This is a genomic window from Billgrantia campisalis (genome assembly GCF_022341425.1).
In the GTDB taxonomy this organism is placed as follows: Bacteria; Pseudomonadota; Gammaproteobacteria; order Pseudomonadales; family Halomonadaceae; genus Halomonas; species Halomonas campisalis.
This window is the reverse complement of the sequence record NZ_JABFUC010000005.1, coordinates 52,680-75,101: the sequence shown is the minus strand read 5'-3', so window position 1 is coordinate 75,101 and position 22,422 is coordinate 52,680. Positions and strand designations below refer to the sequence as shown.

The following is a 22,422-nucleotide window of genomic DNA, read 5'->3' as shown; positions in this document are numbered from 1 at the left end:
GTCGCACCCTTCACTGGCAAGGACTTTTTTGCCTTTGGTCGCAGCCGGCGCCCTCACCGGCTGCGTTGGCCCTTGGGCTTGCGCATCGCCTGCACCGGGCGACGCTTGTTCTTGTCGCGGCTCCAGCGATTCTTCTCATCCGGCGTCAGCTCCGGCACCTTGCGCGGCGCCAGCCCGGCATTCACCGCCAGGTCGTCGATCTCATCCTGGGAGAGCTCGACCCACTCGCCGGCCTTGGCCCGCTTGTCGAGGAAGATATTGCCGTAGCGCACCCGCTTGAGGCGACTCACCGTCAGCCCCTGGGACTCCCACAGGCGGCGCACCTCGCGGTTGCGGCCTTCGGTGATCACCACATGGAACCAGGTGTTGATGCCCTCGCCGCCAAACTCCTGGACGTCGGTGAAGCGCGCCGGGCCATCCTCGAGCATGACCCCCTCGACCATGGCCCGCACGTGCTCCTTGGTCACCTCGCCCATGACCCGCACGGCGTACTCCCGCTCGATCTGGGTGGAGGGGTGCATGAGGCGGTTGGCCAGCTCACCGTCGGTGGTGAACAGCAACAGGCCGCTGGTATTGATATCCAGCCGGCCGATGGCGATCCAGCGCTCGCCCTTCAGGCGCGGCAGCCGCTCGAAGACGGTGCGCCGGCCCTCCGGGTCCTTGCGGGTGCACAGCTCGCCTTCCGGCTTGTTGTACATGATCACCCGCCGCGGAGTCTCCTCGGCGCCGCGCAGGGTCACCGGCCGCTCGTCGAAGCTGACCCGGTCGCGCAGCTCGATGCGGTCGCCCAGGGTCGCCGGCTTGCCGTTGACCTTGACCCGGCCGGCGGCGATGGCCGCTTCCATCTCGCGGCGCGAGCCGAGCCCGGCGCGGGCGAGAACCTTCTGCAGTTTTTCGGTGGTGTTGCTCATGGGTCGTCAGACCTCTCTTCGGGTATGGATTCCGCCCCCGCTCCGCCGTCTTCAGCGACGCTGGTGCGAGCACGTTCGGCCAGGCGAGCCTCGAGATCGGCGAAGCTCAGCCCGGGCCGGTCGGACGCCGTCCCGGCGTGTGTCTCGTCGGCCATCCCGGCCGTCGTTGGGTGATGCTCCCGCTCGCCGCCTGCCCGCGCAGCGTCGGCGATGGCGCCTGACGCCGCGTCGGCAGCGTCGTCCGGCCCGGGCGCATCGGCCTGGGCCAGCACCTCGGCCGGCGCGGCGGGCGGCGCCTCCTGGGCGAAGGGCTCGCCGAACGGCGATTCGTCGAGGTCCTTCAGCTCATGCATGGGTGGCAGTTCGTCCAGGGTCTTGAGCCCGAAGTCGTCGAGGAAGGCCCGGGTGGTGGCATACACCGCCGGGCGCCCCGGCACATCGCGATGCCCGACCACCCGCACCCAGCCGCGCTCGGCCAGGGTGCGCATGATCGAGCTGCTCACCGCCACGCCGCGCACCTCCTCGATGTCGCCGCGGGTCACCGGCTGACGATAGGCGATCAGCGCCAGGGTCTCCAGCAGCGCCCGGGAGTAGCGCTGGGGGCGCTCGTCCCACAGCCGCGAGACCCAGGCCGAGAGCCGGGGGCGAATGCGCAGCTGGAAGCCCGAGGCGGTCTCGAGCAGCTCCATGGCGCCGCGGTCATGGCGCACCTCCACCCGGGTCAGCGCCTCGCGCAGCGCCCGGCGCGGCGGGCGCTCGTGATCGTCGAACAGCGCCTCCAGCCGCTCCAGCGACAGCGGCTCGCCGGCCGCCAGCAGCGCCGCCTCGAGGATCTCGTCCAGGCTGCCCGGCTGCTCCATGGCCGTCATAGCGCCTCGCCTCCGTCACCATCGCCATCGGCAAAGGGGCTCTCGCCCGGCTCGTCCTCGCCAGCCGCCTCCGATGCTAGCGCTGGCTCGACGGCCTCCTCGTCGTCACGCGGCGTCCGGGCGCGCAGGTGAATCGGCGACAGCGGCGCATTCTGCACGATCTCGATCATCGCCTCCTTGGCCAGTTCCAGGATCGCCATGAAGGTGACGATCACGCCTGCGCGCCCCTCCTCCAGGGTGAACAGCGCCTCGAAGGGGGTGTAGCGCTCGTGGTCCAGCCGCTCCATGATCGCCAGCATGCGCGCCCGGGTCGAGAGCACCTCGCGGCTGATCTGGTGAGCCTGGTTGAGCTCGGCTCGCTTGAGGATGCCGGCCAGGGCGCCGAGCAGCTCGCCGAGTTCCACCTCGGGATGGATCACCCGCGCCTGCAGCGGCGGCAGGGCGGCACGGGCCGGGAACCAGTCGCGCCCCACCCGCGGCAGCTCGGCCAGCGCCTCGGCGGCCTGCTTGAGCTGCTCGTACTCCTGCAGGCGGCGGATCAGCTCGGCCCGCGGGTCCTCCTCCTCGTCGCCCCCGCCCTCCTTCGGCGGACGCGGCAGCAGGGTGCGCGACTTGATCTCGGCGAGCATCGCCGCCATCAGCAGGTACTCCCCGGCCAGCTCGATCTCCATGGCCTTCATCAGCTCGACGTACTCGATGTACTGGCGGGTGATAGCGGCCACGTCGATGGTCAGGATATCCAGGTTCTGGCGGCGAATCAGATAGAGCAGCAGGTCCAGCGGCCCCTCGAAGGTCTCCAGGAAGACCCGCAGCGCCTCCGGCGGGATATACAGGTCTTCCGGCAGCTCGGTGATCGGCTCATCGAACAGGCGTCCCAGCACGGCAGCCTGTCCGGCGGCAACGGCGCTCTGCTCGGGGCTGGCGGTATCGGGGGTGGCGCTCACGCGGCGTGCCTCTCCGGGGACGCAGATTTAACGCGCCAGTCTAGCAAGATGGCGGCGCAGGAGACAGCCTGGAGCCAGCGGCACCACACTAACCTACGCGTAACATCACGCCACCGCCTGACGGTGGCGCGTCATGTCACCACGCCCAGCCAGAATGCCTTCTACCGAAATGTCTTCGTCCAGGTCATCCCAATGGATTCCACGGGGACTCAGCTCATAGTTGGCAAGCTGCTCAAGTGGCGCATTCAGCAGCCGTGGGTACCAAGCGAGAGGCACCCCAATCGTGCGGCCGTCGCTTAGCTCGACCCAGAAGCTATCTGCGTCAAAGGTGACACGCTTAGGCGAAATATTCATGCCAGGCTTCCTCCAGTACCTCACGGTGGCTCACCACCATTGAGGAGATGCGGCGTAACATCCGCGCATCAAAACCATCATTTCGGGCCAGCTGAACCTCCGGGCTCAACCAGAACTTGGCTTCCGACCCCGCCTTGAACACCCCAAAAACCATTCAACAGCGGCCATCTTGAGATAGCAAGCCGCCCTACTCCGCCTCGGCGGCCTTGCGATAGCGCCCGGTGTAATCGAAGAGCTTCTCGCGCACCCGCCAGTGGCGGCCCACCTTCCGGCCCACCACGAAGTCGGGGTGACGCAGGCGGCGGCGCTCGGCGATCACCGCTTCGGGAGTGGTGGGCCGGAAGGGCACGCCGGGGGCGCGCAGGTGGTCGCGCAGGAAAACCGCGGCGAAGGCGGCCCGCTGGGGCGGCGTCTCCAGGGCGAACCACTCGGCAAGGGTTTCCCCGTCCTCGTCGTGGTAGGTGACCTTGAGCCGGGGTAGCCCGCGGCCGTTGACGGTGGCCTCGAGCTGCATGCCGGCCACGCGCAGCACGCGGGCGTCCTTGAGGCGCAGCGCCTCCTTCAGCTTGTCGTCGGCGTCCACCAGCAGGGTGTCGCAGCCATGGCAGCGCCGGGCGGCGATATCGTTCTCGGCGCCGCAGTCGCCGCATACCTTGAAGCGAAAGCGGAAGGAACATTGCTCCATCGCAGATGATGCCGGTTTTGACTCTGTGCCTTTCGCGCGGGGTCGGGCGCGATGAGAAAGAACCAGCCCCTGACAGCGACGGCCGAAGTGCTCGATCACCAGTTCGCCGTCGCGCTTGCCCCAGAAGAGGTTGGCGTGGCCGCAGGCGGGGCACTCGACCTGCACCGGCTCGGCGTCGGAGGCGGGACGCGGTGAGCCCACCTCCGGCGCGTAGAGGTCCCAGGGGTTGCCGGCATAGTCCAGTATCAGACAGTCACGCTTGCCGGGTGAGAGGCGCAGGCCGCGGCCGACGATCTGCTGGTAGAGGCTCACCGACTCGGTGGGGCGCAGGATAGCGATCAGGTCCGCATGGGGGGCGTCGAAGCCGGTGGTGAGCACCGCCACATTGACCAGGTACTTGAGCTTGCGCGCCTTGAAGGCGGTAATCAGCCGTTCGCGCTCGGCGGAGGGCGTCGCCCCGGTCACCAGCGCCGCCTCGGCTTTCGGCAGGTAGCCCAGTATCTCCTCGGCATGGGCCACGGTGGCGGCGAACAGCATCACCCCCTGGCGGTCGCGGGCGTGGGCGATCACCTCGGCGATGATCCCCGGTGTCGCGCGATTGCCCGCCGCCACCCGATTGAGCGCCTCCTCGCGAAAGAGGCCACTCGCAGACGGCGCCAGCGCCGAGAAGTCGTAGCGCAGCGCTTGCCCGTCCTTGAAAAGCGCCGCGTCGATCCGCACCGGCTCGGCCAGGTAGCCCTGCTTGACCATCAGCCGCAGCGGCTGCTCGAAGACGCAGTCGGCAAAGAAGCAGCCCTCCTCGCCGCGCACCATGCCGTGGTAATGGCGGTGATAGATAAACCCCTGCCCCAGCCGATAGGGGGTGGCCGTGAGGCCCAGCACCTTGAGCCGCGGATTGGCCGCCCGCAGGCGGTCGATCACCCGGCGGTAGCTGGCGTCTTCGGCCGGCGAGACCCGGTGGCACTCGTCGATCACCAGCAGCGTAAAGGCGCCATCGGCAAAGGCCCGCAGGTTGCGCACCACCGACTGCACCGAGCCGAACACCACCTGGCGGCTCGCCTCCTTGCGCCCCAGGCCGGCGCTGAAGATATCGGCCGCGAGGCCGTAGGCCTGGTACTTGGCGTGGTTCTGCTCGACCAGCTCGCGCACATGGGCCAGCACCAGCACCCGCCCCCGAGCCAGGCGCGCCAGCTCGGCGATTACCAGCGACTTGCCGCTACCGGTGGGCAGCACCACCACGGCGGGGTCGTCGCTGGTGCGAAAGTGCGCCACCACCCGGCGCACCGCCTCCTGCTGATAGGGACGCAGCGCCGGGGGCGTGGGGGCGGCAGTGGCGACAGATGTCGGCATGGTGAGAAGGCGGGGCAATGAACAAGCCGCCATCTTAGAGCGAATTCACCGGCGTGACGAGGGACGCTCAGGCGGGCGGAAAGCGGGCCGCACGACCGGTGAGGCGAGCGGCCATGGCCTCCTGCTGCTCCGCCCCGCCAAGCAGCTCGCCCTGCAGACGCGCCTCCAGCGCCAGGCGCGCCCGCGCGTCCAGCCCGGGGGCCTGCGCGAAGAGCGCGGCCGCCGCGGCCACGGCCCTGGGCGAGTGCCCGGCGATGGCGGTTGCGATCTCCCGCGCGGTATCCCGCGGCGCCTGTGACAGCCGGGTCGCCAGCCCCAGGGTCACGGCCTCCTCGCCGCTGACCTTGCGCCCGGTCCAGGCCAGCTCACGCAGCACATCGCCGCGGATATCGGCGCCGGTGACGCTGATCGCCATGTCGGGGATGATGCCCCAGGCGATCTCCAGCAGCGCCAGTCGCGCCTGGGGATGGACCACCCGGATATCGGCGCCCAGGGCGATCTGCAGGCCGCCGCCATAGACATGGCCGTGCAGGGCGGCAATCACCGGCACCCCGGCGTCGCGCCAGCCCAGCGCCAGGCGCTGCACCGGGTTGATGCCATCCTCCGCCGCCTCGAGCAGGCCGGGTAGGCGCTCGGGCTGGGCCATGATGGCGGCCATGTCGAGGCCAGCGCAGAAGCTCTCGCCCTCCCCTACCAGCACCACGGCACGCAGCTGCCCTGGTTGACGCCCGGCGAGTTCGGCCAGGTGACGCTGTGCGGCCAGCAAGCCATCGATCATCGCCCAGTCCAAGCCGTTGTGCCGGTCGGGCCTTGCCAGCCCGACCTCGGCCACCCCGTTTTCGATTTCCAGCGTTACCCGCTCATAAAAGCGCTTGCTTATGGTCATGCCTGCCCCCGGGTGCGTTTGCCAATGATGATAGTCTGGCGTTTTGGCGGGCGATATTCAAACATCCGTTTTATTTGCGCCCAGCCGCGCATCCCCACTCCACGATACGCGCCCTTGGTCTATAGTGAGCTAACGTGCCGAATCAGACGAAAGCCGTAGCCTGTCTGGGGAATCGAGGGGGGAGGCAGGCCGATGACTTTCATCATGCCGCATGCACCAAATCGCTGGTTCATTGGCACAAGAACCGCGAGCTCTTGACGAAGATCAAGAAACCCAGGGGTTCAATTCATCAGGATGATTCACTAGTCGAACACCCCTGGACCTTGCCCCACCCCTTTTCGAGGAACTGCCCATGCCGAGGACTCAAACAACGACAGCTAGGCTGGTGCTGGTATTGGACGAGCTGCTGACGCTGGCCGATGCCCACGAGCGGGCCGAGCTGACCCGCTACCGACGGCTCGCCTTCAACTTCCTGACCTTCAACACCGCCACCAGCCGCCTGATGGCGTCCCTGGGCATTCAGTGCGAGATACGGGTCGAGGAGCTGCAGCGCATCGCAAGACAGCTGGGAATCGACCCCTCACCCACCGGCGGCACCAAGCAGCGCCAGGGCCATAATGGCAGATCGACCCACCGTTTCTTCATCGACGGCCCGGACGCCGCCCTCGATGAACTCCAGCAGGCCATCGCCGGTGCCGAATACTCGCTGCATTTCTACGAGCACCTGCGCGATGCCAGCGCCATTCCCGACCTCTTCCCCGCACTGTCGGCGATGATTCGTCAGAAGCGCGCCGAGCACGCCGTACTCGAGGAGTATCTCGCCTCCTTCCGCGAAGCCGGCCGGGCAGCGTCGGCGGGCTAACCCGAGGACACGTCGCTCGAACGCACCGCGAGTTCGAACGCACCGCTGGAAAGAGAAGAGGCGGCCCCAGGCCGCCTCTGAACCGACTCCAATCGCAGGGAACGCTCAGCCCAGCCAGACCCGGGCATTGCGGAACAGGCGCAGCCAGGCGCCGTCCTGGGTCCAGTCGGCGGGTCGCCAGGAGTTGGTCACCGCCCGCACCACCCGCTCCGGATGGGGCATCATGATGGTCACGCGACCGTCCGGCGTGGTCAGGCCGGTAATCCCCGAGGGTGAGCCGTTGGGGTTGGCCGGATAGCGGGTGGTCACCTGGCCGTAGTTGTCCACATAGCGCAGGGCCACCTGGGCGCTGCCCTGGATGCCCCGCAGGTGGGCGCTGTCGCGGAACTCGGCGCGGCCCTCGCCATGGGCCACGGCGATGGGCAGGCGCGAACCCTCCATGCCGGCCAGCAGGATCGACGGACTCTGCTCCACCTGGACCATGGCCACGCGGGCCTCGAACTGCTCGGATTCGTTGCGCACGAAGCGTGGCCAGGCCTCGGCACCGGGAATCAAGTCCTTGAGCTGGGCAAGCATCTGGCAGCCGTTACAGACCCCCAGCGAGAAGCTGTCGTCGCGGCTAAAGAAGCCCGCGAACTGCTCCCGGGCCCGTTCGTTGAACAGCACCGATTTGGCCCAGCCGCCGCCGGCGCCCAGCACGTCGCCGTAGGAGAAGCCGCCACAGGCCACCAGGCCCTTGAACTGTGCCAGGGACACCCGCCCCTCGAGGATATCGCTCATGTGCACGTCGACGGCCTCGAAGCCGGCCCTGTCGAAGGCCCAGGCCATCTCCAGATGGCCGTTGACGCCCTGCTCGCGCAGCACTGCCACCGCCGGACGCGCCTGGTTGACATAGGGGGCGGCGATGTCCTCGTGGATATCGAAGCTGGGGCTCGCCGAGAGGCCCGGGTCGCGGCCGTCGAGCAGGTCGTCGAACTCGCTCTTGGCGCAGTCGGGATTGTCGCGCAGCGCCTGCATCCGGTAGCTGGTCTCGGCCCAGGTACGCTGGGCCAGCAGCCGGGTGGTCTCCAGCAGCGGCTCCTCGAAGAGGGTGACCCGCACCTGGTCGTCGTAGCGCGGCCGGGCGATGACGCCGCAGGTCTCGATGCCGGCGGCGGCGAACTGGGTCAGCACCGCTTCGGTGTGCTGGCGGTTGACCTGGATCACCGCGCCGAGCTCCTCGGCGAACAGCGCATCCACCGCCTCCCCGGGCTCGTCGACCAGCCAGTCGAGCTTGATCTCCAGGCCTGCGCGGGCGGCGAAGGCCATCTCCAGCAGGGTCACCAGCAGGCCGCCGTCGCTGCGGTCATGATAGGCGAGCAGCTGGCCCTCGGCGTTGAGCCCCTGGATCACCGCGAAGAAGGCCTTGAGATCCTCCGGGTCGTCGAGGTCGGGGCAGTCGCTGCCCACCTGGCCATAGACCTGGGCCAGGGCCGAACCGCCCAGGCGATTCTTGCCGCCGCCCAGGTCGATCAGGATCAGGTCGGACTCGTCCTGTTCCAGGTTGACCTGCGGGGTCAGGGTCTTGAGGGCATCGGTGACCGGGGCGAAGCCGGTGATCACCAGCGACAGCGGCGAGGTGATGCTCTTCTCCTCGACCTCGCCCGCCTCGTCCCCTTCCTGCCAGGCGGTGCGCATGGACATGGAGTCCTTGCCCACCGGAATGGCAATACCCAGCGCCGGGCAAAGCTCCATACCCACGGCATGCACGGCCTCATACAGCGCCTGATTCTCGCCGGCATGGTCGGCCGCGCTCATCCAGTTGGCGGAGAGCTTGATGTCGCCGATCTTGTCGATGGGGGCCGCAGCCAGGTTGGTGATCGCCTCGGCCACCGCCAGCCGGGCGCTGGCCGCCGGGTCGATCAGCGCCACCGGGGGCCGCTCGCCCATGGCCATGGCCTCGCCGGCGTGGGTGTCGAAGCTCGCCGTGGTCACGGCGACATCGGCCACCGGCACCTGCCAGGGGCCGACCATCTGGTCGCGGGCCACCATGCCGGTAATCGAGCGGTCGCCGATGGTGATCAGAAAGCTCTTGGACGCCACGGCGGGCAGGCGCAGCACCCGCTCCATGGCCTCGCGCAAATCGAGGTTGTCGAGCATCACCCCGGGCATTTCGCGGCTCTCGCGGGAGAACTCGCGGGTCATCTTGGGCGGCTTGCCGAACAGCACGCTCATCGGCAGGTCGACGGGCTTGCTCTGGAAGTGGCCATCATGCACTTCAAGGTGATGCGCCTCGGTGGCCTCGCCGACCACGGCATAGGGGCAGCGCTCGCGACGACACAGGGCGTCGAAGGTGGCGAGATCCTCTGGCGCCACCGCCAGCACATAGCGCTCCTGGGCCTCGTTGCACCAGATCTCCAGCGGGCTCATGCCGGGCTCGGCGTTGGGCACCGCGCGCAGATCGAAACAGCCGCCACGGTTGCCGTCCTTGACCAGCTCGGGCAGGGCGTTGGAGAGCCCCCCGGCGCCCACGTCGTGGAAGAAGCGAATGGGGTTGGCCTCGCCCAGCGCCCAGCAGCGGTCGATCACCTCCTGAGCGCGACGCTCGATCTCGGGGTTCTCGCGCTGCACCGAGGCGAAGTCGAGATCGGCGCTCGACGCACCGGAGGCCATGCTCGAGGCCGCCCCGCCGCCCAGCCCGATCAGCATGGCTGGCCCACCCATCACGATCAGCTTGCCGCCCACCGGGATCTCGCCCTTCTGGACATGGCCGTCGCGGATGTTGCCATAGCCGCCGGCGATCATGATCGGCTTGTGGTAGCCGCGCCGCTCGATACCGTTCGCCCCCAAGGCGTCCTGCTCGTAGCTGCGGAAGTAGCCGGCGAGGTTCGGCCGGCCGAACTCGTTGTTGAAGGCCGCACCGCCGATGGGCCCCTCGAGCATGATGTCGAGCGCCGACTGCATGCGCTCGGGCTTGCCGTAGTCGAAGGCCTCCCAGGGCTGGACGAACTCGGGGATGCGCAGGTTGGAGACGGTGAAGCCAGTGAGCCCCGCCTTGGGCTTGCCGCCGATGCCGGTGGCGCCCTCGTCGCGGATCTCGCCGCCGGCGCCGGTGGCCGCCCCGGGATAGGGGGCAATGGCGGTGGGGTGGTTGTGGGTCTCCACCTTCATCAGGATCTGGATCGGCTCCTCATGGGCGGCGTAGCTGGCCCGCTCGCCCTGCTCGCCGGTCAGGGGCGCGGCGAAGAAACGCGGGGCCGTGCTCCCCCGGATCACCGCGGCGTTGTCGCTGTAGGCGGAGAGGATGTCGTCGGGAGATTCCTGGTAGGTGTTCTTGATCATCTTGAACAGCGAGTGGCGCTGCGCCTCGCCGTCGATCACCCAGTCGGCGTTGAAGATCTTGTGGCGGCAGTGTTCGGAGTTGGCCTGGGCGAACATCATCAGCTCGACGTCGGTCGGGTTGCGACCGAGCTCCTGGAAGGCGCCGAGTAGGTAGTCGATCTCGTCCTCGGCCAGCGCCAGGCCCAGTTCGCCGTTGGCGGCCACCAGCGCCTCGCGTCCGCCCTCGCGGATATCCACGCTGCCTAGCGGCGCCGGCGCATGGTGGGCGAACAGCTTGGCCGCGTCGCTGGCGTCGGTGAGCACCGACTCGGTCATGCGGTCGTGCAGGGTCGCAACGATCGCCAGGAAGGCGGCTTCGGACATCGGCGCCTTGAGGACCACGCGATAGGCGATGCCGCGCTCCAGGCGACGCACCTGGCCGAGGCCGCAGCTGTGGGCGATATCGGTGGCCTTGGACGACCAGGGCGACTGGGTGCCGATGCGCGGCACCACCAGAAACAGCTGACCGTCGCCGCCGGCCTGGCGATCGCCGGCCGCCCCCTCGGCCTTGACGCCATAGTCGAGCAGCTGGGCGAGCAGGTTCCGCGCCTGGTCAGACAGCTCACCGTCGTGATCCACGAAGTGCACGTAGTCGGCCTGCAGCGACTCGATCTCGGGAACCCGCGCGCGCAGGGTAGCCAGCAGCTTGGCATGACGGAAAGCGGAAAGGGCGGGCGCGCCTCGAAGTTCGAGCATGTCTTGGAGCCTCTGAAGCAAGCATAAGGAGGGGCCGCCGCGGGCGGCGCAGAAAGCGCCCATGATACTGGAAAGCGGGGGCCTGGCGAAATGCGGCGGATGACAGCCGCCGCGACGGCCGCTATCGTGTGGCTCTCATCGCCGACCGTCGCCTACATGTCCGGATTGCCGTCCTACCCAGTGCTGCGCCATCTGCGTATCGCCACCGTCCTGCTGGCGGGCGTGGCGCTGTGCCTCGTGCCTTACCGCTACCTGACGCCCCCGGACGGCCAGCTCGAGGCGGTGCTGGCCCGCGACTTCCTCAGCGTGCACACCCGCAACACCCCCACCACCTACTACGAGGGCCGCCACGGCCCCACCGGCTTCGAATATGAGCTGATGCGCCGTTTCGCCGACCATCTGGGCGTCAGCCTGACCCTGGATGCCAGCCACTCCATCGAGAGCGTGCTCGAGACCGTGGCGCGGGAAGGCGACCTGGGCGCCGCCGTCCTGCCCCTGGAGCCGACCCGTGAGGGCCTGATCTACAGCCGGCCGATTCTCGACCTGCAGCCGCTGCTGGTCTATCGCCGTGGCCTGCCGCCGGTCACCGATATCGAGCGCCTCTCCGGGCTCGACATCGGCACCATTCGCGGCTCCGGCGCCGACCGGGTGCTGCGTGAGCTTCAGGCCGAGCACCCGGAGCTTGGCTGGCGGGAGTCCTCCGACGTGGAGGTGGCCGAGCTGCTCAGCCGGATCGAGAGCGGCAGCCTGGATGCCGCCGTGGTCTATGAGCATCAGTTCCGGCTCAACCGACTGTTCTTCCCCGACGTGGAGCGCGGCTTCACGCTGGGCCGGCCGCTCTCCATGGCCTGGGCGTTTCCTGACCGGGGGGGCCTGGGGCTGCAGCAGGAGGCCAACCGCTTTCTGCACGCCCTGCGCCAGGAAGGGATGCTGGACGCCCTGGTGGCCCGCTACTTCGGCCATGACGACTACCTGGAATACGTCGGCGCCCGGGTGTTCATCGGCCACGTGCATGATCGGCTGCCCGACTATACCGAGCTGTTCCGCGAGGCCGCCCGCGACACCGGCTTCGACTGGAAGTTGCTGGCCGCGCTTGGCTATCAGGAGTCCCACTGGGACCCCGAGGCCACCTCACCCACCGGGGTGCGCGGGCTGATGATGCTGACCCTGCCCACCGCCGGCGAAATGGGCGTCGACGACCGCCTCGACCCGGCCCAGAGCATCGACGGCGGCTCACGCTACCTGCGCCATATCAAGGACCGGCTGCCGGAGTCGATCACCGGAGAGGATCGCCTGTTCATGGCCATGGCCTCCTACAACGTGGGGCTTGGCCATCTCTACGATGCCCGGCGCATCGCCGAACAGCTCGGCGGCGACCCCGACACCTGGGAGGACGTGCGCGAGGCACTGCCGCTGCTGCAAAAGCGCGAGTGGCACAGCCAGACCCGCCACGGCTACGCCCGCGGCGGCGAGCCGGTGATCTACGTGCGCAACATTCGCCGCTACTACGAGATCCTCACCCACGTGGATCGCAGTCAGCAGCAGTACCTGCAGCTCAACGAATTGCTCGACGGCGAGGACGACGACCGAGAATTCGAGATCGTGCCCCCTATTCTCTAGAAGGCGATGCCCATGTTCCGCCCAGCCATCCCGATCACCGGCGGTGTCTTGATTCTGGCGATTCTGTCAGCGCTTGCGGCTGTGTTCGATGGCGATACCATGGCGCTCTCCTTGCTGGGACCGATCGGCCTGGTGGCACTGGCCCAGCTAGCGATGCTGCTGCGTCGAACGCTATCTGCCTGGCTCCTGTTGGTAGCCGCACTATCCTTCCTCGGCATCACGCTGCTCAGCTATCTGTTGCCGGAGTACTGGGTCTCACTCGCCCAGTGGGATCGAGCCAGCGCCTGGCTGTTCGGCGGCATACCTCTCGATGCCTGGCGCCCCGCCCTGAGCGTCACCCTTTGCCTGATGGCACTGGCGATCAATGTGGCAATTCGCAGCCGCGCCGTCTATGGCGGCCCTTTGCTGGCCGGCATTGCCCTGCTGCTGCTGCTGATGCAGCTGATCGCGAGCCTCATCGGCAGCGACTATGTGGTGCCGTATGCTGCCGCCCCCCGGGAACAGCTACTCCTCTGGGGGCTGCTGGCGGGCCAGGTGCTGGCCGCTCTGCCGGGCTGGCGAGCGGGGGCGCTGATCATCCAGCGTACGCTGTGGCTTGCGCTGGCACTCGCTGCCATGGTCATGCTGTTCTGGTACCAGCAGAAACAGCTGACCGAAGAGCAGCTCCGTGCTCAGGTCCAAACCACTGGCCAACAGCTCGCCGACCGCCTGACACGTGAGATCGATGAGCACCTCTCGGCCATGCAGCGTTTCGCCAATTTCTGGACGCTGTTCGACCGGCCGCCCAGCCAGGCTGAGTGGGGCCACCAGGCCGCGCCCTTCCACCGTGACTTCCGCTACTTCCTCAATATTGCCTTCATCGACCCCGACAGCCGTGTCAGGCGCATCTACCCGCACAGCGATATCAACCGCCAGGCCCTCGGTGTCCGGCTGTTTGACGCCCAGCCACAGGGAAGAGCAGCACTCAGCCAGGCCCTCATCGAGCAGCGTACGGGGCGCACCGGGGTCATCGAGCTGCTGCAGGGCGTGCCCGGAATCATCCACTATCTGCCGATTCCCCTCGACGAGCGGCAAACCCTGGGCGCCGTGGCCATGGTGGTTAGCCTGCCGCTGCTTGCCGACACCCTGTTTCAACAGACCGATACTCGACAGTTCGCCCTGTCGCTCTACGCCGGTCAGGGAGAGCGTGAGCTGCTCAGCCATTGGCCTGAAGCGGCCCTGGGACCCTGGCAATATGCGGCACGCCTCGACGTGGCGGGGCAGCCGCTGGAACTCAGGATTCAACCGAGCCGAGCCAGCCTGGTGCAGCAGCTTCCGCGCCACCCGGCCGTCAGCCTGGTCATCGGCCTGACCCTCGCCTACCTGCTCTATCTGATGCGCCATGCCTACGCCAGCCTGGCCCGGCAGCACCGCGCGGCGCACGCCGCCAACGCCGAGCTGCGCCGCGAGATCCGCACCCGTACTCAGCTTCAGAAGGAAGTCGAGTGGCTGGCAAGCCACGACGAACTGACGCGGCTACCCAACCGACGCCTGTTTCTGGACACCCTGAAAGCCAACGCCGAGCAGCTACCGCTCAGCGTGATGATCTGCGACATCGACCACTTCAAGCGCATCAACGACCACCACGGCCACCTGGTCGGCGACCGCTTCCTGAACCAACTGGGTAAGATCGGGCACGAGATCATCGAGAGCCATGGGGGGCTATTCGCCCGCTACGGCGGTGAAGAGTTCGTCGCCTGCCTGCCCGGCACGCCCGCCGAACAGGCCATGATGGCTGCCGAGCAAATCCGCCTGGGCCTCCAGGCCGCCAACCTGCTGCACCATGACGGCAAGCCGCTGACCATCAGTATCGGCGTGGTCACCCAGGTGGCGGGCGCCGTCGAGCTCGCCTCCCTCATGCAGGCTGCCGACGACGCCCTCTATCGCGCCAAGGCCGAGGGCCGCAACCGGGTCATACTGGCCCACAGCGACCATGGCATCCTCAGTGACTCATGAGCCTGCGCTGCGACGCGCGTCAAAGAATGCCTTGAGCAACCGCGACGACCGTGCCGCCAGCAGGCCACCCTCTACCTGCACCCGGTGGTTGTGCCAGGGCTGGGCGAAGAGGTTGGCCTTCGACTCCACCATGCCGGTGCGTGGCTCGGCGGCACCGTAGACCAGCCGGGCCAGGCGCGCATGAATGATCGCCCCGGTGCACATCAGGCAGGGCTCCAGCGTCACGAAGAGGGTACAGCCGTCGAGCCGGTAGTTGCCCAGCCGCGCCCCGGCGTCGCGCAACGCGCGGATCTCGGCGTGGGCGCTGGGGTCATGGCCCGACAGCGGCGCGTTGTAGCCTTCCCCGACGATCTCCCCGGCGGCGTCCACCACCACCGCGCCTACCGGCACCTCCCCGGCGGCCAGGCCGAGGTGCGCCTGGTCCAGGGCGCGGTGCATGTAGAATTCGTCGCTGCGCATCGACCGGCACTCCGTGTATGCTGACAGTGAAACAACCGTATGAGACGCCCCTGAGGAATCCCCCATGTCGGACGCGCTGAATGCCCTCGTCGACCTGCTCGGCCTGGAAGAGCTGGAAGAGAACCTGTTTCGGGGTCGCAGCCAGGATCTCGGCCTGCCACAGCTGTTCGGCGGCCAGGTGCTGGGCCAGGCCCTGTCCGCCGCCACCCACACGGTGGACCCCGCCCGTCGCGCCCACTCGCTGCACGGCTATTTCCTGCGCCCCGGCGACCCGCACCGGCCGGTAGTCTATCAGGTCGACGCAGTGCGCGACGGCGGCAGCTTCACCACCCGCCGCGTCACTGCCATCCAGAAAGGGCGGCCGATCTTTTTCTGCAGCGCCTCCTTCCACGGCGCCGAACAGAGCCTGGCCCATCAGATGGCGATGCCCGCGGTGGCCCTGCCGGACGCCCTGATTGACAGCCCCGACGCCCGCCTGGAACGCTTCCCCGGCCACCCCATCGAATTCCTCCACCTGGGGGACGAGGCCGAGCCGGGCCAGCCCGGGCGTAAGCGGCTGTGGTTCCGCCTCACCGGCGAGCTGCCCGACGACCCGGCGCTGCACCGCTACCTGCTCGCCTACAGCTCCGACTTCAACCTACTGACCTCGGCCCTGGTGCCCCACGGCATCACCTACCGAGACCCCAAACTGCAGATCGCCAGCCTCGACCATGCCCTGTGGTTCCATCACGACGTGAGGGTCAACGACTGGCTGCTCTACGACATGGAGAGCCCTTGGGCCGGCGGCGCCCGCGGCTTTGCCCGCGGCAGCCTGTTCGACAGTGACGGTCGCCTGGTGGCCTCCACCGCCCAGGAGGGCCTCACCCGACTGCGCAAGGCGACCTGAGCCGGATCATGACCACCGCACAACGCCTCACCATCACCGCCCTGGCCGGCGCCGGCGTCATGGCCGCCGCCATGACGGTGCGCGCCATCGCCGGCCTGGAGCCGTTCATCGCCCACGGGCTGACCAGTCCGGTCTTCTTCGGCGCCTGCGCCGCCCTTATCGCCTGGGTGATCACCCGCTCGAGGGAGTGAAAGTGCCGCGCATTCACACGACCGCCCCCGACGCAGGGTCGGGGGCGGCGCAAGCAGGGTCCAAGCGGCCTCAGGTACGAATGGCGGGAGCCTCGGGGCGCTGACGCGGGGCCGGGCGCGGCGAGGGAACGTCGGTGGAGAGCTCCAACTCGTGCTCCTCGCCTTCCTGCCAGTAGCGTAGCTGGGCCTCTTCCCCCGGGGGCGTATCGCGCACCAGCTCGAGGAACTGCATCGGCGTGCTCGGCACTTCCCCATTGACCTCCAGCAGCAGCGCCCCGGGGGACAACCCGGCATCCAGGGCCGGCCCGCTGGCGTCACTGACCAGCACGCCCTCCTGGTCCGGCAGGCCGAGGGCCTCGCGCAGATCGTCGCTGACCGGCGTCACGGTGATCCCCAGGGCGACCACCGCCTGATCCTCCAGCCCTTCGTATTCGATCTGCCGGGCGGCCTCCAGCACCTGGGGCGCCACATGGATGCTCGCCCCGGCATACAGCGCCAGGGCGATGGCGTCGCTGGGCCGGCTGTCGATACGCACCGGGTCATCGCGGCCTTCCAGCCGCAGCTCCAGCATGCCCAGGAAGGTGTTGTCGACGATGGCATCGACGTAGACCCGCTCCAGGGTGGCGTCGATGCCCTCGAGCACGCTGCCGAGCAGCTCATGGGTCATGGGTCGCGGGGTGCGATCGCCGCTCAGCCCCCTGAGGATGGCGCCGGCCTCATTGGGGCCGATGAAGATCGGAATCACCGCCTGGGCGCCGGGCTCGCGCAGCAGCACCACTGGCGGACCGCCGGGCCCCGCCACCCCGACGGTGGCGATCTCCACCTCGACCATGTCGGCGGGCTCGGCCGCCAGGTCGCGGGCGGCGGCGTTATGGAAGCCAAGCAGCAGCAGGCTTCCCAGCAGCAGGGGCGCCAGATAGCGCCGGATCGACGGCAGTGACATAGGCCTCCTTCTTCACCGGGATTCGGCGACAGGGATGTGCCTACAGGATGGCACCCTGCGGCCCTCTCTGCCATTCCCGCCGGTAACGCCCTTGCCGATGCTCGGTTCAGGAGCGGCCACGCCCTGCAGCCGCCAGCGATGTTTCAGGCCGTCTTGACGCGCATCAGCTCATCCCAGCGCGTGGTATAGCGCGGCGTGCGCCGCTGGCAGCGCAGCGCCCAGGCGCTGTCCCGGCGCGGCAGGCCGAAGCGCACGGTGTCGCGCCCCATCTCGCGATTGAGCCGGTCCAGCGCTGCCATCAGCCGCCGACTGCGATCGCGCCTGGCCTCGCCCGCCGGCCCGTCCAGCAGGGGGAGCTGGCGGCGCTCGGCCTCCACCAGATCGAGCAGCATCACGCCGCACTTCTGGTAACGATAGCCCTCGAGGAAGAGTGCCTCGAGCCCCCGCGACGCCGCCTCGAGCACCGCGCGGCTGTCGTCGGTGGGCTCGGGCAGCGCCACCACCACGCTGTTGCGGTACTGGGGCTCGCCGGCCAGAAAAGGATTGGTACGCAGAAACACCTGCAACGCCCGGGCCTGGCTGCCCTGGCGACGCAGCTTCTCGGCCGCCCGGGCACCGTGCTGGCGAACGGCCGCCCGCAGCTCGTCGAGATCGCCGGTGAGCCGCCCGAAGGAGCGCGACACCAGGATACGCTGGCGCGGTTCACTCATGTCATCCAGGGTGATCGATGGACGACCGCGGAGTTCCCAGATGAGACGCTCCATGACCACCGAGAAACGGCTTCGCACCCAGCGAGGATCCGCCTCGCGCAGCTGCCAGGCGGTATCGATCCCCATCAGCGCCAGCCGCTCACCGCTGCGCCGCGCCACGCCCCACAGCGCGGTCACCGGCAGCCGCTCGAGGACCCGGCGGGTCGCGGCGTCATCCGCCCCCAGCAGGCACACCCCCTCGTGGGCGGGCTCGCGCTTGGCCTGGTGGTTGGCCACCTTGGCCAGCACCCGGGTCGGGGCCACGCCAACTCCGACGGGAATCCCGGTCCACCGGCCCACGGTATCGCGCAGCGCCCGGCAGTGGGCCTCCAGGCGCGCCGCGGGAAAGCCATCGAAGCCCACGAAGCTCTCGTCGATGGAGTAGGGCTCCACGTCCGGCGAGAACTCCGCGAGCACCTGGTTCACCCGCCGGCTCATGTCGCCGTAGAGCGCATAGTTGCTGGAGAGCAGCGCCGCGCGCCGGCGAATGTCCGGCGGCAGCAGGTGCAGCGGCGCCCCCATCGCCACGCCCAGCGCCTTGAGCTCCTCGGAACGCGCCACCACGCAGCCGTCGTTGTTGGAGAGTACGCCCACCGGGCGGCCCTCCAGGCGCGGGTCGAAGACCCGCTCGCAGCTGACATAGAAGTTGTTGCCGTCGACCAGGGCGATCATGGCGCCACCTCCGGCAGGGCATGCACCACATGGGTGACCACGCCCCACACATGGCACTCCCGCCCGGCCAGCGGAATCGGTGCGAAACGCGGATTGCTGGCCAGCAGCACGATGCCCTCGCCTTGCCGCGCCAGCCGCTTGACGGTGGGCTCGCCGTCCACGGCGATGACGACCACCCGGCCCGGCAGCGGCTCGAGGCTGCGGTCCACCACCAGCAGGTCGCCGTGATGGATGCCGTCACCGCGCATGGAGTCGCCCTCGGCGCGCACGAAGTAGGTGGAGGCCGGCCGGCGCACCACATGGGCGTGCAGGTCGATCTCCACGTCCAGGTGATCATCCGCCGGGCTGGGGAAACCAGCCCGCACCCGGCACCCCATCAGCGGCTGGGTGCCGCCTGCGGGCTCGATCATGGCTCGACCGAACAGACGCACGGCCGGTGGCAAGGCCTGTCGCATGGGCACCTCCCGAAACTGTATTTTAATACAGTATCAGAGAGATCCGGCAGCTTGGCAACTCCCCGCTCGCCAGGCGTTGTGCGGTCTGTGGTAATGTGCGTGGTAACGTGCCATGACAACAACAATAGCCCTCAGGGAGCCCGCCCATGGACCGCCAGACTCACCCGCTGCTCTCCCGCCGCCCCTTCACCGAGAAGGGCAAGATCGTCTCCGCCCGCGAAGCCATCGACCTGATCCGCGACGGCGACGCCGTGGCCACCGGCGGCTTCGTCGGCATCGGCTTCGCCGAGCATCTGGCGGTGGCCCTGGAGGCGCGCTTCCTCGAGACCGGCCACCCCCGCGACCTGACGCTGATGTACGCCGCCGGCCAGGGCGACGGCAAGAGCCGCGGGCTCAACCATCTCGGCCACGAGGGGCTAGTGGCGAAGGTAATCGGTGGCCACTGGGGACTGGTGCCGGCCCTGCAGCGGCTCGCCATCGAAGGGCGCATTCAGGCCTGGAACCTGCCCCAGGGGGTGATCTCGCACCTGTTTCGCGACATCGCCGCCGGCAAGCCGGGCACCCTGACCCGGGTGGGCCTCGGCACCTTCGTCGATCCGCGTCTCGGCGGCGGCAAGATCAACGACATCACCACCGAGGAGCGGGTGCGTCTGCTGCCCATCGACGGCGAGGAGTACCTGTTCTATCCGGCCTTGCCGCTGCAGGCGGCGCTGCTGCGCGGCACCACCGCCGACACCCTGGGCAACGTGAGCATGGAGCGCGAGGCCCTGGTGCTGGAGGCACTGGCCATCGCCACCGCGGTGCGCAATTCCGGCGGCCTGGTGATCGTGCAGGTCGAGCGGCTGGCCGAGCGCGGCACCCTGCATCCCAAGGACGTGCACATTCCCGGCATCCTGGTGGACTGCGTGGTGGTCTGCGATGAGCCCGAGCACCACTGGCAGACCTTCCGCACCCCCTACAACCCGGCCTACTCCGGCGAGATCAAGGCGCCCATGGCCACTCCCGAGGCGCTGCCGCTGTCGGCGCGCAAGATCATCGCCCGGCGCGCCGCCTTCGAGCTGGCCCCCAACAGCGTGGTGAATCTGGGGATCGGCATGCCGGAGGGGGTCGGCGCGGTGGCCAGCGAAGAGCGGGTGCTGGAGCTGGTGACGCTCACCACCGAGCCCGGGGTGATCGGCGGCCTGCCCGCCGGCGGGCTCGACTTCGGCGCGGCGCTCAATACCCAGGCGATCATCGACCAGCCGGCTCAGTTCGACTTCTACGATGGCGGCGGGCTGGACGTCGCCTTCCTCGGCATGGCCCAGGTCGATGGCGTCGGCAACGTCAACGTCTCGAAGTTCGGCCCGCGCCTGGCCGGGGCCGGCGGTTTCATCAATATCAGCCAGAACGCCCGCCGAGTGGTGTTCATGGGGACCTTCACGGTCACCAGCGAGGCCCTCGAGATCGTCGACGGCCAGCTGCGCCTGCCCGAGGGCGGCCATCCCAAGTTCGTCGCCGAGGTGGAGCACCGCACCTTCAGCGGCGAACTGGCCGCCGCCGACGGCAAGCCGGTGCTCTACGTGACCGAGCGCTGCGTGTTCGCGCTGACCCCGCAGGGCATCGCCCTCACCGAGATCGCCCCGGGGGTAGACCTCGAGCGCGACATCCTGGCCCAGATGGCCTTCACGCCCTTGATGCCCGAGCCGCCACGGCCGATGGACGAGCGCATCTTCCGCGAGCAACCCATGGGCCTGCGCGAGGATCTGCTCACCCTGCCACTCGCCCAACGCTTCCACTTCGACGCCGCCGAGGACATCTTCTTTATCAACTTCGAAAACCTGAAGATCGCCTCCCACGCCGACATCGACGCCATACGCGACACCGTGGAGCGCCATCTGACACCGCTGGGCCGCCGCGTCTACGCCATCGTCAACTACGACCACTTTCGCATCGACGAGGCGCTGCTGGACGCCTATACGGCCATGGTCAGCGACCTGGAGCGGCGCTTCTATCACCAGGTCACCCGCTATACCACCAGCAGTTTCATGCGTAAGAAGCTCGGTCACGCCCTGGAAGCACGCGCCGTGCCGCCGCATATCTATGAGAGCGCCGAGGAAGCCCGGGAGCATCTGAAGGACCCCGACTGAGGCTGGGGGCGGCCGAAGAATGCGCCGGCAACCCAGCGGCAGGCAAGCTGGCGATTGCTGCCGGGGCCGCGAGGGTCCACCCTAAAAGGACCCTAAGCCGCCCTCAAGTGCCAGGATATCAAGCACATGGATGATGTCGCCAGCCAGTTCATCGCCGCCAACGAGACCGCCATCCAACTGACGGTGGCGCTGCTGCTGGGCGCCCTGATCGGCATCGAGCGGGGCTGGGTGGCGCGCGGCAAGAAGTCGGGGGAGCGAGTGGCCGGGATACGCACCCACTCGCTGGTGGGGCTGCTCGGCGGCATCGCCGCCCTGCTCGCCGAGACCGTCACCGTCTGGATCCTGCCGCTGGCCTTCCTGGCCGTGGCGCTCATTGCTCTGGTGGCCTACCGGGCACGCATGGAGCAGAGCCAGGACTACAGCATCACCGGCCTGGTGGGGCTGCTGCTGACCTTCTGTTTCGGTGCCGTGGCCGTCGCCGTGGATCTGGTGCTGGCGACCGCCTGTGCGGTGGTGACCGCGGTGGTGCTCGACAACAAGCAGGAGATCCACGGCCTGTTGAACAAGCTGCAGGCCCATGAGCTGGATGCCGGCCTCAAGCTGCTACTGATCAGCGCCGTCATGCTGCCGCTGTTGCCCAACCGCGGCATGGGGCCCGGCGAGGTACTCAACCCCTACGAGATCTGGTGGCTGGTGGTGCTGATCGCCTCGATCTCCTTCGTCGGCTACTTCGCCATTCGCGTGGGCGGCACCGAGAAGGGCATCCTGTTCACCGGGCTGTTCGCCGGGCTCAGCTCCTCCACGGCCCTGACCCTGCACTTCGCTCGCCAATCCCGCCGCAACCCGGTGCTCAGCCCGATGCTGGCCGCCGGCATCCTGCTCGCCTGCGGCACCATGTTTCCCCGCATCCTACTCTACGCCACGGTGATCAGCCCCGGCCTGGTCCCCCAGCTGCTGCTGCCGATAGCGCTGATGGGCCTGACGCTCTACGTGCCGGCCCTGGTGATCTGGTATCGCCAACGGCAGGCCCTCAAGGTCGACCATCCGCTGAGCCAGAACCCGCTGGAGCTGCGCGTGGCGCTGCTGTTCGGCGCCCTGCTGGCGCTGATCATGGTACTCGGTGAATGGCTGCGCGAACTGCTGGGCGAGGCCGGCATCTATCTGCTGGCCGCCTCCTCCGGCCTGGCCGACGTGGATGCCATCACCCTGTCGCTGAGCCGCATGTCGCTGACCACCATCGATGCCAGCACCGCCGTGCTGGGCATCATCATCGCTGCGGCGGTGAACAACCTGGTCAAGGCGGGCATGGCGATCACCGTGGGCACGCCGCCGGTCGGCCGACGCGTCGCGGTGCCGATGCTGCTGTCGCTGGTGGTGGGCCTGACCGTGGCCTGGCTAGTCTGAGCCCG

General features: G+C 68.5%; 19 protein-coding genes. 7 read left to right on the top strand and 12 right to left on the bottom strand.

The window, feature by feature from the left end; all coding sequences use genetic code 11:
- Positions 1–53 precede the first annotated feature (53 nt).
- From rluB to HOP52_RS07470, 7 genes are all read right to left on the bottom strand, one after another.
- Positions 54–911 carry a 23S rRNA pseudouridine(2605) synthase RluB gene (rluB, locus tag HOP52_RS07495; protein WP_238976754.1) on the bottom strand — a complete coding sequence of 286 codons (858 nt, stop codon included), beginning with the start codon at positions 909–911 and terminating at the stop codon, positions 54–56.
- Positions 908–1,780: an SMC-Scp complex subunit ScpB gene (gene scpB, locus HOP52_RS07490; protein ID WP_238976753.1), complete on the bottom strand. Its 873-nt coding sequence runs from the start codon at positions 1,778–1,780 to the stop codon at positions 908–910. Before scpB ends, rluB begins: the two co-directional genes overlap by 4 nt.
- A complete protein-coding gene (locus HOP52_RS07485; RefSeq protein ID WP_422677694.1) occupies positions 1,777–2,724 on the bottom strand; it encodes a segregation and condensation protein A in 948 nt (315 codons plus the stop codon). Before HOP52_RS07485 ends, scpB begins: the two co-directional genes overlap by 4 nt.
- Before the next feature lie 105 nt (positions 2,725–2,829).
- On the bottom strand, positions 2,830–3,078 hold the full coding sequence (locus HOP52_RS07480) for a DUF2442 domain-containing protein (protein WP_238976752.1): 249 nt from the start codon (positions 3,076–3,078) through the stop codon (positions 2,830–2,832).
- On the bottom strand, positions 3,062–3,232 hold the full coding sequence (locus HOP52_RS19785) for a DUF4160 domain-containing protein (protein ID WP_422677693.1): 171 nt from the start codon (positions 3,230–3,232) through the stop codon (positions 3,062–3,064). The genes HOP52_RS07480 and HOP52_RS19785 overlap by 17 nt, the downstream gene beginning before the upstream one ends.
- A 33-nt stretch (positions 3,233–3,265) precedes the next feature.
- On the bottom strand, positions 3,266–5,113 hold the full coding sequence (radD, locus tag HOP52_RS07475; RefSeq protein ID WP_238976751.1) for a DNA repair helicase RadD: 1,848 nt from the start codon (positions 5,111–5,113) through the stop codon (positions 3,266–3,268).
- A 67-nt stretch (positions 5,114–5,180) separates the two neighbouring features.
- Complete coding sequence (locus HOP52_RS07470) at positions 5,181–5,999, bottom strand: crotonase/enoyl-CoA hydratase family protein (protein ID WP_238976749.1); 819 nt, start codon at positions 5,997–5,999, stop codon at positions 5,181–5,183.
- 352 nt (positions 6,000–6,351) lie between these two features.
- Between HOP52_RS07470 and HOP52_RS07465 the strand changes: the two genes are divergently transcribed.
- Positions 6,352–6,861: a hypothetical protein gene (locus tag HOP52_RS07465; RefSeq protein ID WP_238976748.1), complete on the top strand. Its 510-nt coding sequence runs from the start codon at positions 6,352–6,354 to the stop codon at positions 6,859–6,861.
- 105 nt (positions 6,862–6,966) lie between these two features.
- Here HOP52_RS07465 and purL read toward each other — a convergent pair whose 3' ends face one another.
- Complete coding sequence (gene purL, locus HOP52_RS07460) at positions 6,967–10,917, bottom strand: phosphoribosylformylglycinamidine synthase (protein WP_238976747.1); 3,951 nt, start codon at positions 10,915–10,917, stop codon at positions 6,967–6,969.
- Positions 10,918–11,073: 156 nt separating this feature from the next.
- Here purL and mltF point away from each other — a divergent pair, with 156 nt between their 5' ends.
- Both mltF and HOP52_RS07450 read left to right on the top strand, forming a co-directional pair.
- Positions 11,074–12,537 carry a membrane-bound lytic murein transglycosylase MltF gene (mltF, locus tag HOP52_RS07455; protein WP_422677698.1) on the top strand — a complete coding sequence of 488 codons (1,464 nt, stop codon included), beginning with the start codon at positions 11,074–11,076 and terminating at the stop codon, positions 12,535–12,537.
- 12 nt (positions 12,538–12,549) lie between these two features.
- Complete coding sequence (locus tag HOP52_RS07450) at positions 12,550–14,532, top strand: GGDEF domain-containing protein (protein WP_238976745.1); 1,983 nt, start codon at positions 12,550–12,552, stop codon at positions 14,530–14,532.
- On the opposite strand, the gene tadA is transcribed toward HOP52_RS07450, so the two are convergent.
- A complete protein-coding gene (gene tadA, locus HOP52_RS07445) occupies positions 14,527–14,991 on the bottom strand; it encodes a tRNA adenosine(34) deaminase TadA (protein WP_238976744.1) in 465 nt (154 codons plus the stop codon). The two genes, HOP52_RS07450 and tadA, sit on opposite strands and share 6 nt — an antisense overlap.
- A 64-nt stretch (positions 14,992–15,055) precedes the next feature.
- Here tadA and HOP52_RS07440 point away from each other — a divergent pair, with 64 nt between their 5' ends.
- Both HOP52_RS07440 and HOP52_RS07435 read left to right on the top strand, forming a co-directional pair.
- The gene (locus HOP52_RS07440; protein WP_238976743.1) at positions 15,056–15,877 is read left to right on the top strand and encodes an acyl-CoA thioesterase; all 822 of its coding nucleotides are present in this window, start codon (positions 15,056–15,058) and stop codon (positions 15,875–15,877) included.
- A gap of 8 nt (positions 15,878–15,885) precedes the next feature.
- Positions 15,886–16,068, top strand: a complete 183-nt coding sequence (locus tag HOP52_RS07435) for a hypothetical protein (protein WP_238976742.1) — start codon at positions 15,886–15,888, stop codon at positions 16,066–16,068.
- 70 nt (positions 16,069–16,138) lie between these two features.
- Here the strand turns inward: HOP52_RS07435 and HOP52_RS07430 are convergent, their stop codons facing one another.
- The 3 genes from HOP52_RS07430 to HOP52_RS07420 form a co-directional block, all read right to left on the bottom strand.
- Positions 16,139–17,011 carry a bifunctional nuclease domain-containing protein gene (locus HOP52_RS07430; protein ID WP_238976741.1) on the bottom strand — a complete coding sequence of 291 codons (873 nt, stop codon included), beginning with the start codon at positions 17,009–17,011 and terminating at the stop codon, positions 16,139–16,141.
- Between the two features lie 143 nt (positions 17,012–17,154).
- On the bottom strand, positions 17,155–18,432 hold the full coding sequence (locus HOP52_RS07425; RefSeq protein ID WP_238976740.1) for a Y-family DNA polymerase: 1,278 nt from the start codon (positions 18,430–18,432) through the stop codon (positions 17,155–17,157).
- Entirely contained in the window at positions 18,429–18,887 is a 459-nt protein-coding gene (locus HOP52_RS07420; protein ID WP_238976739.1) for a LexA family protein, read from the bottom strand. Before HOP52_RS07420 ends, HOP52_RS07425 begins: the two co-directional genes overlap by 4 nt.
- Before the next feature lie 146 nt (positions 18,888–19,033).
- On the opposite strand from HOP52_RS07420, the gene HOP52_RS07415 reads away from it, so the two are divergent.
- A complete protein-coding gene (locus tag HOP52_RS07415) occupies positions 19,034–21,013 on the top strand; it encodes an acyl CoA:acetate/3-ketoacid CoA transferase (RefSeq protein ID WP_309674584.1) in 1,980 nt (659 codons plus the stop codon).
- A gap of 126 nt (positions 21,014–21,139) precedes the next feature.
- Positions 21,140–22,417, top strand: coding sequence for an MgtC/SapB family protein (locus HOP52_RS07410; RefSeq protein WP_238976738.1), 1,278 nt, complete (start codon positions 21,140–21,142; stop codon positions 22,415–22,417).
- The last annotated feature ends 5 nt before the right edge of the window (positions 22,418–22,422 follow it).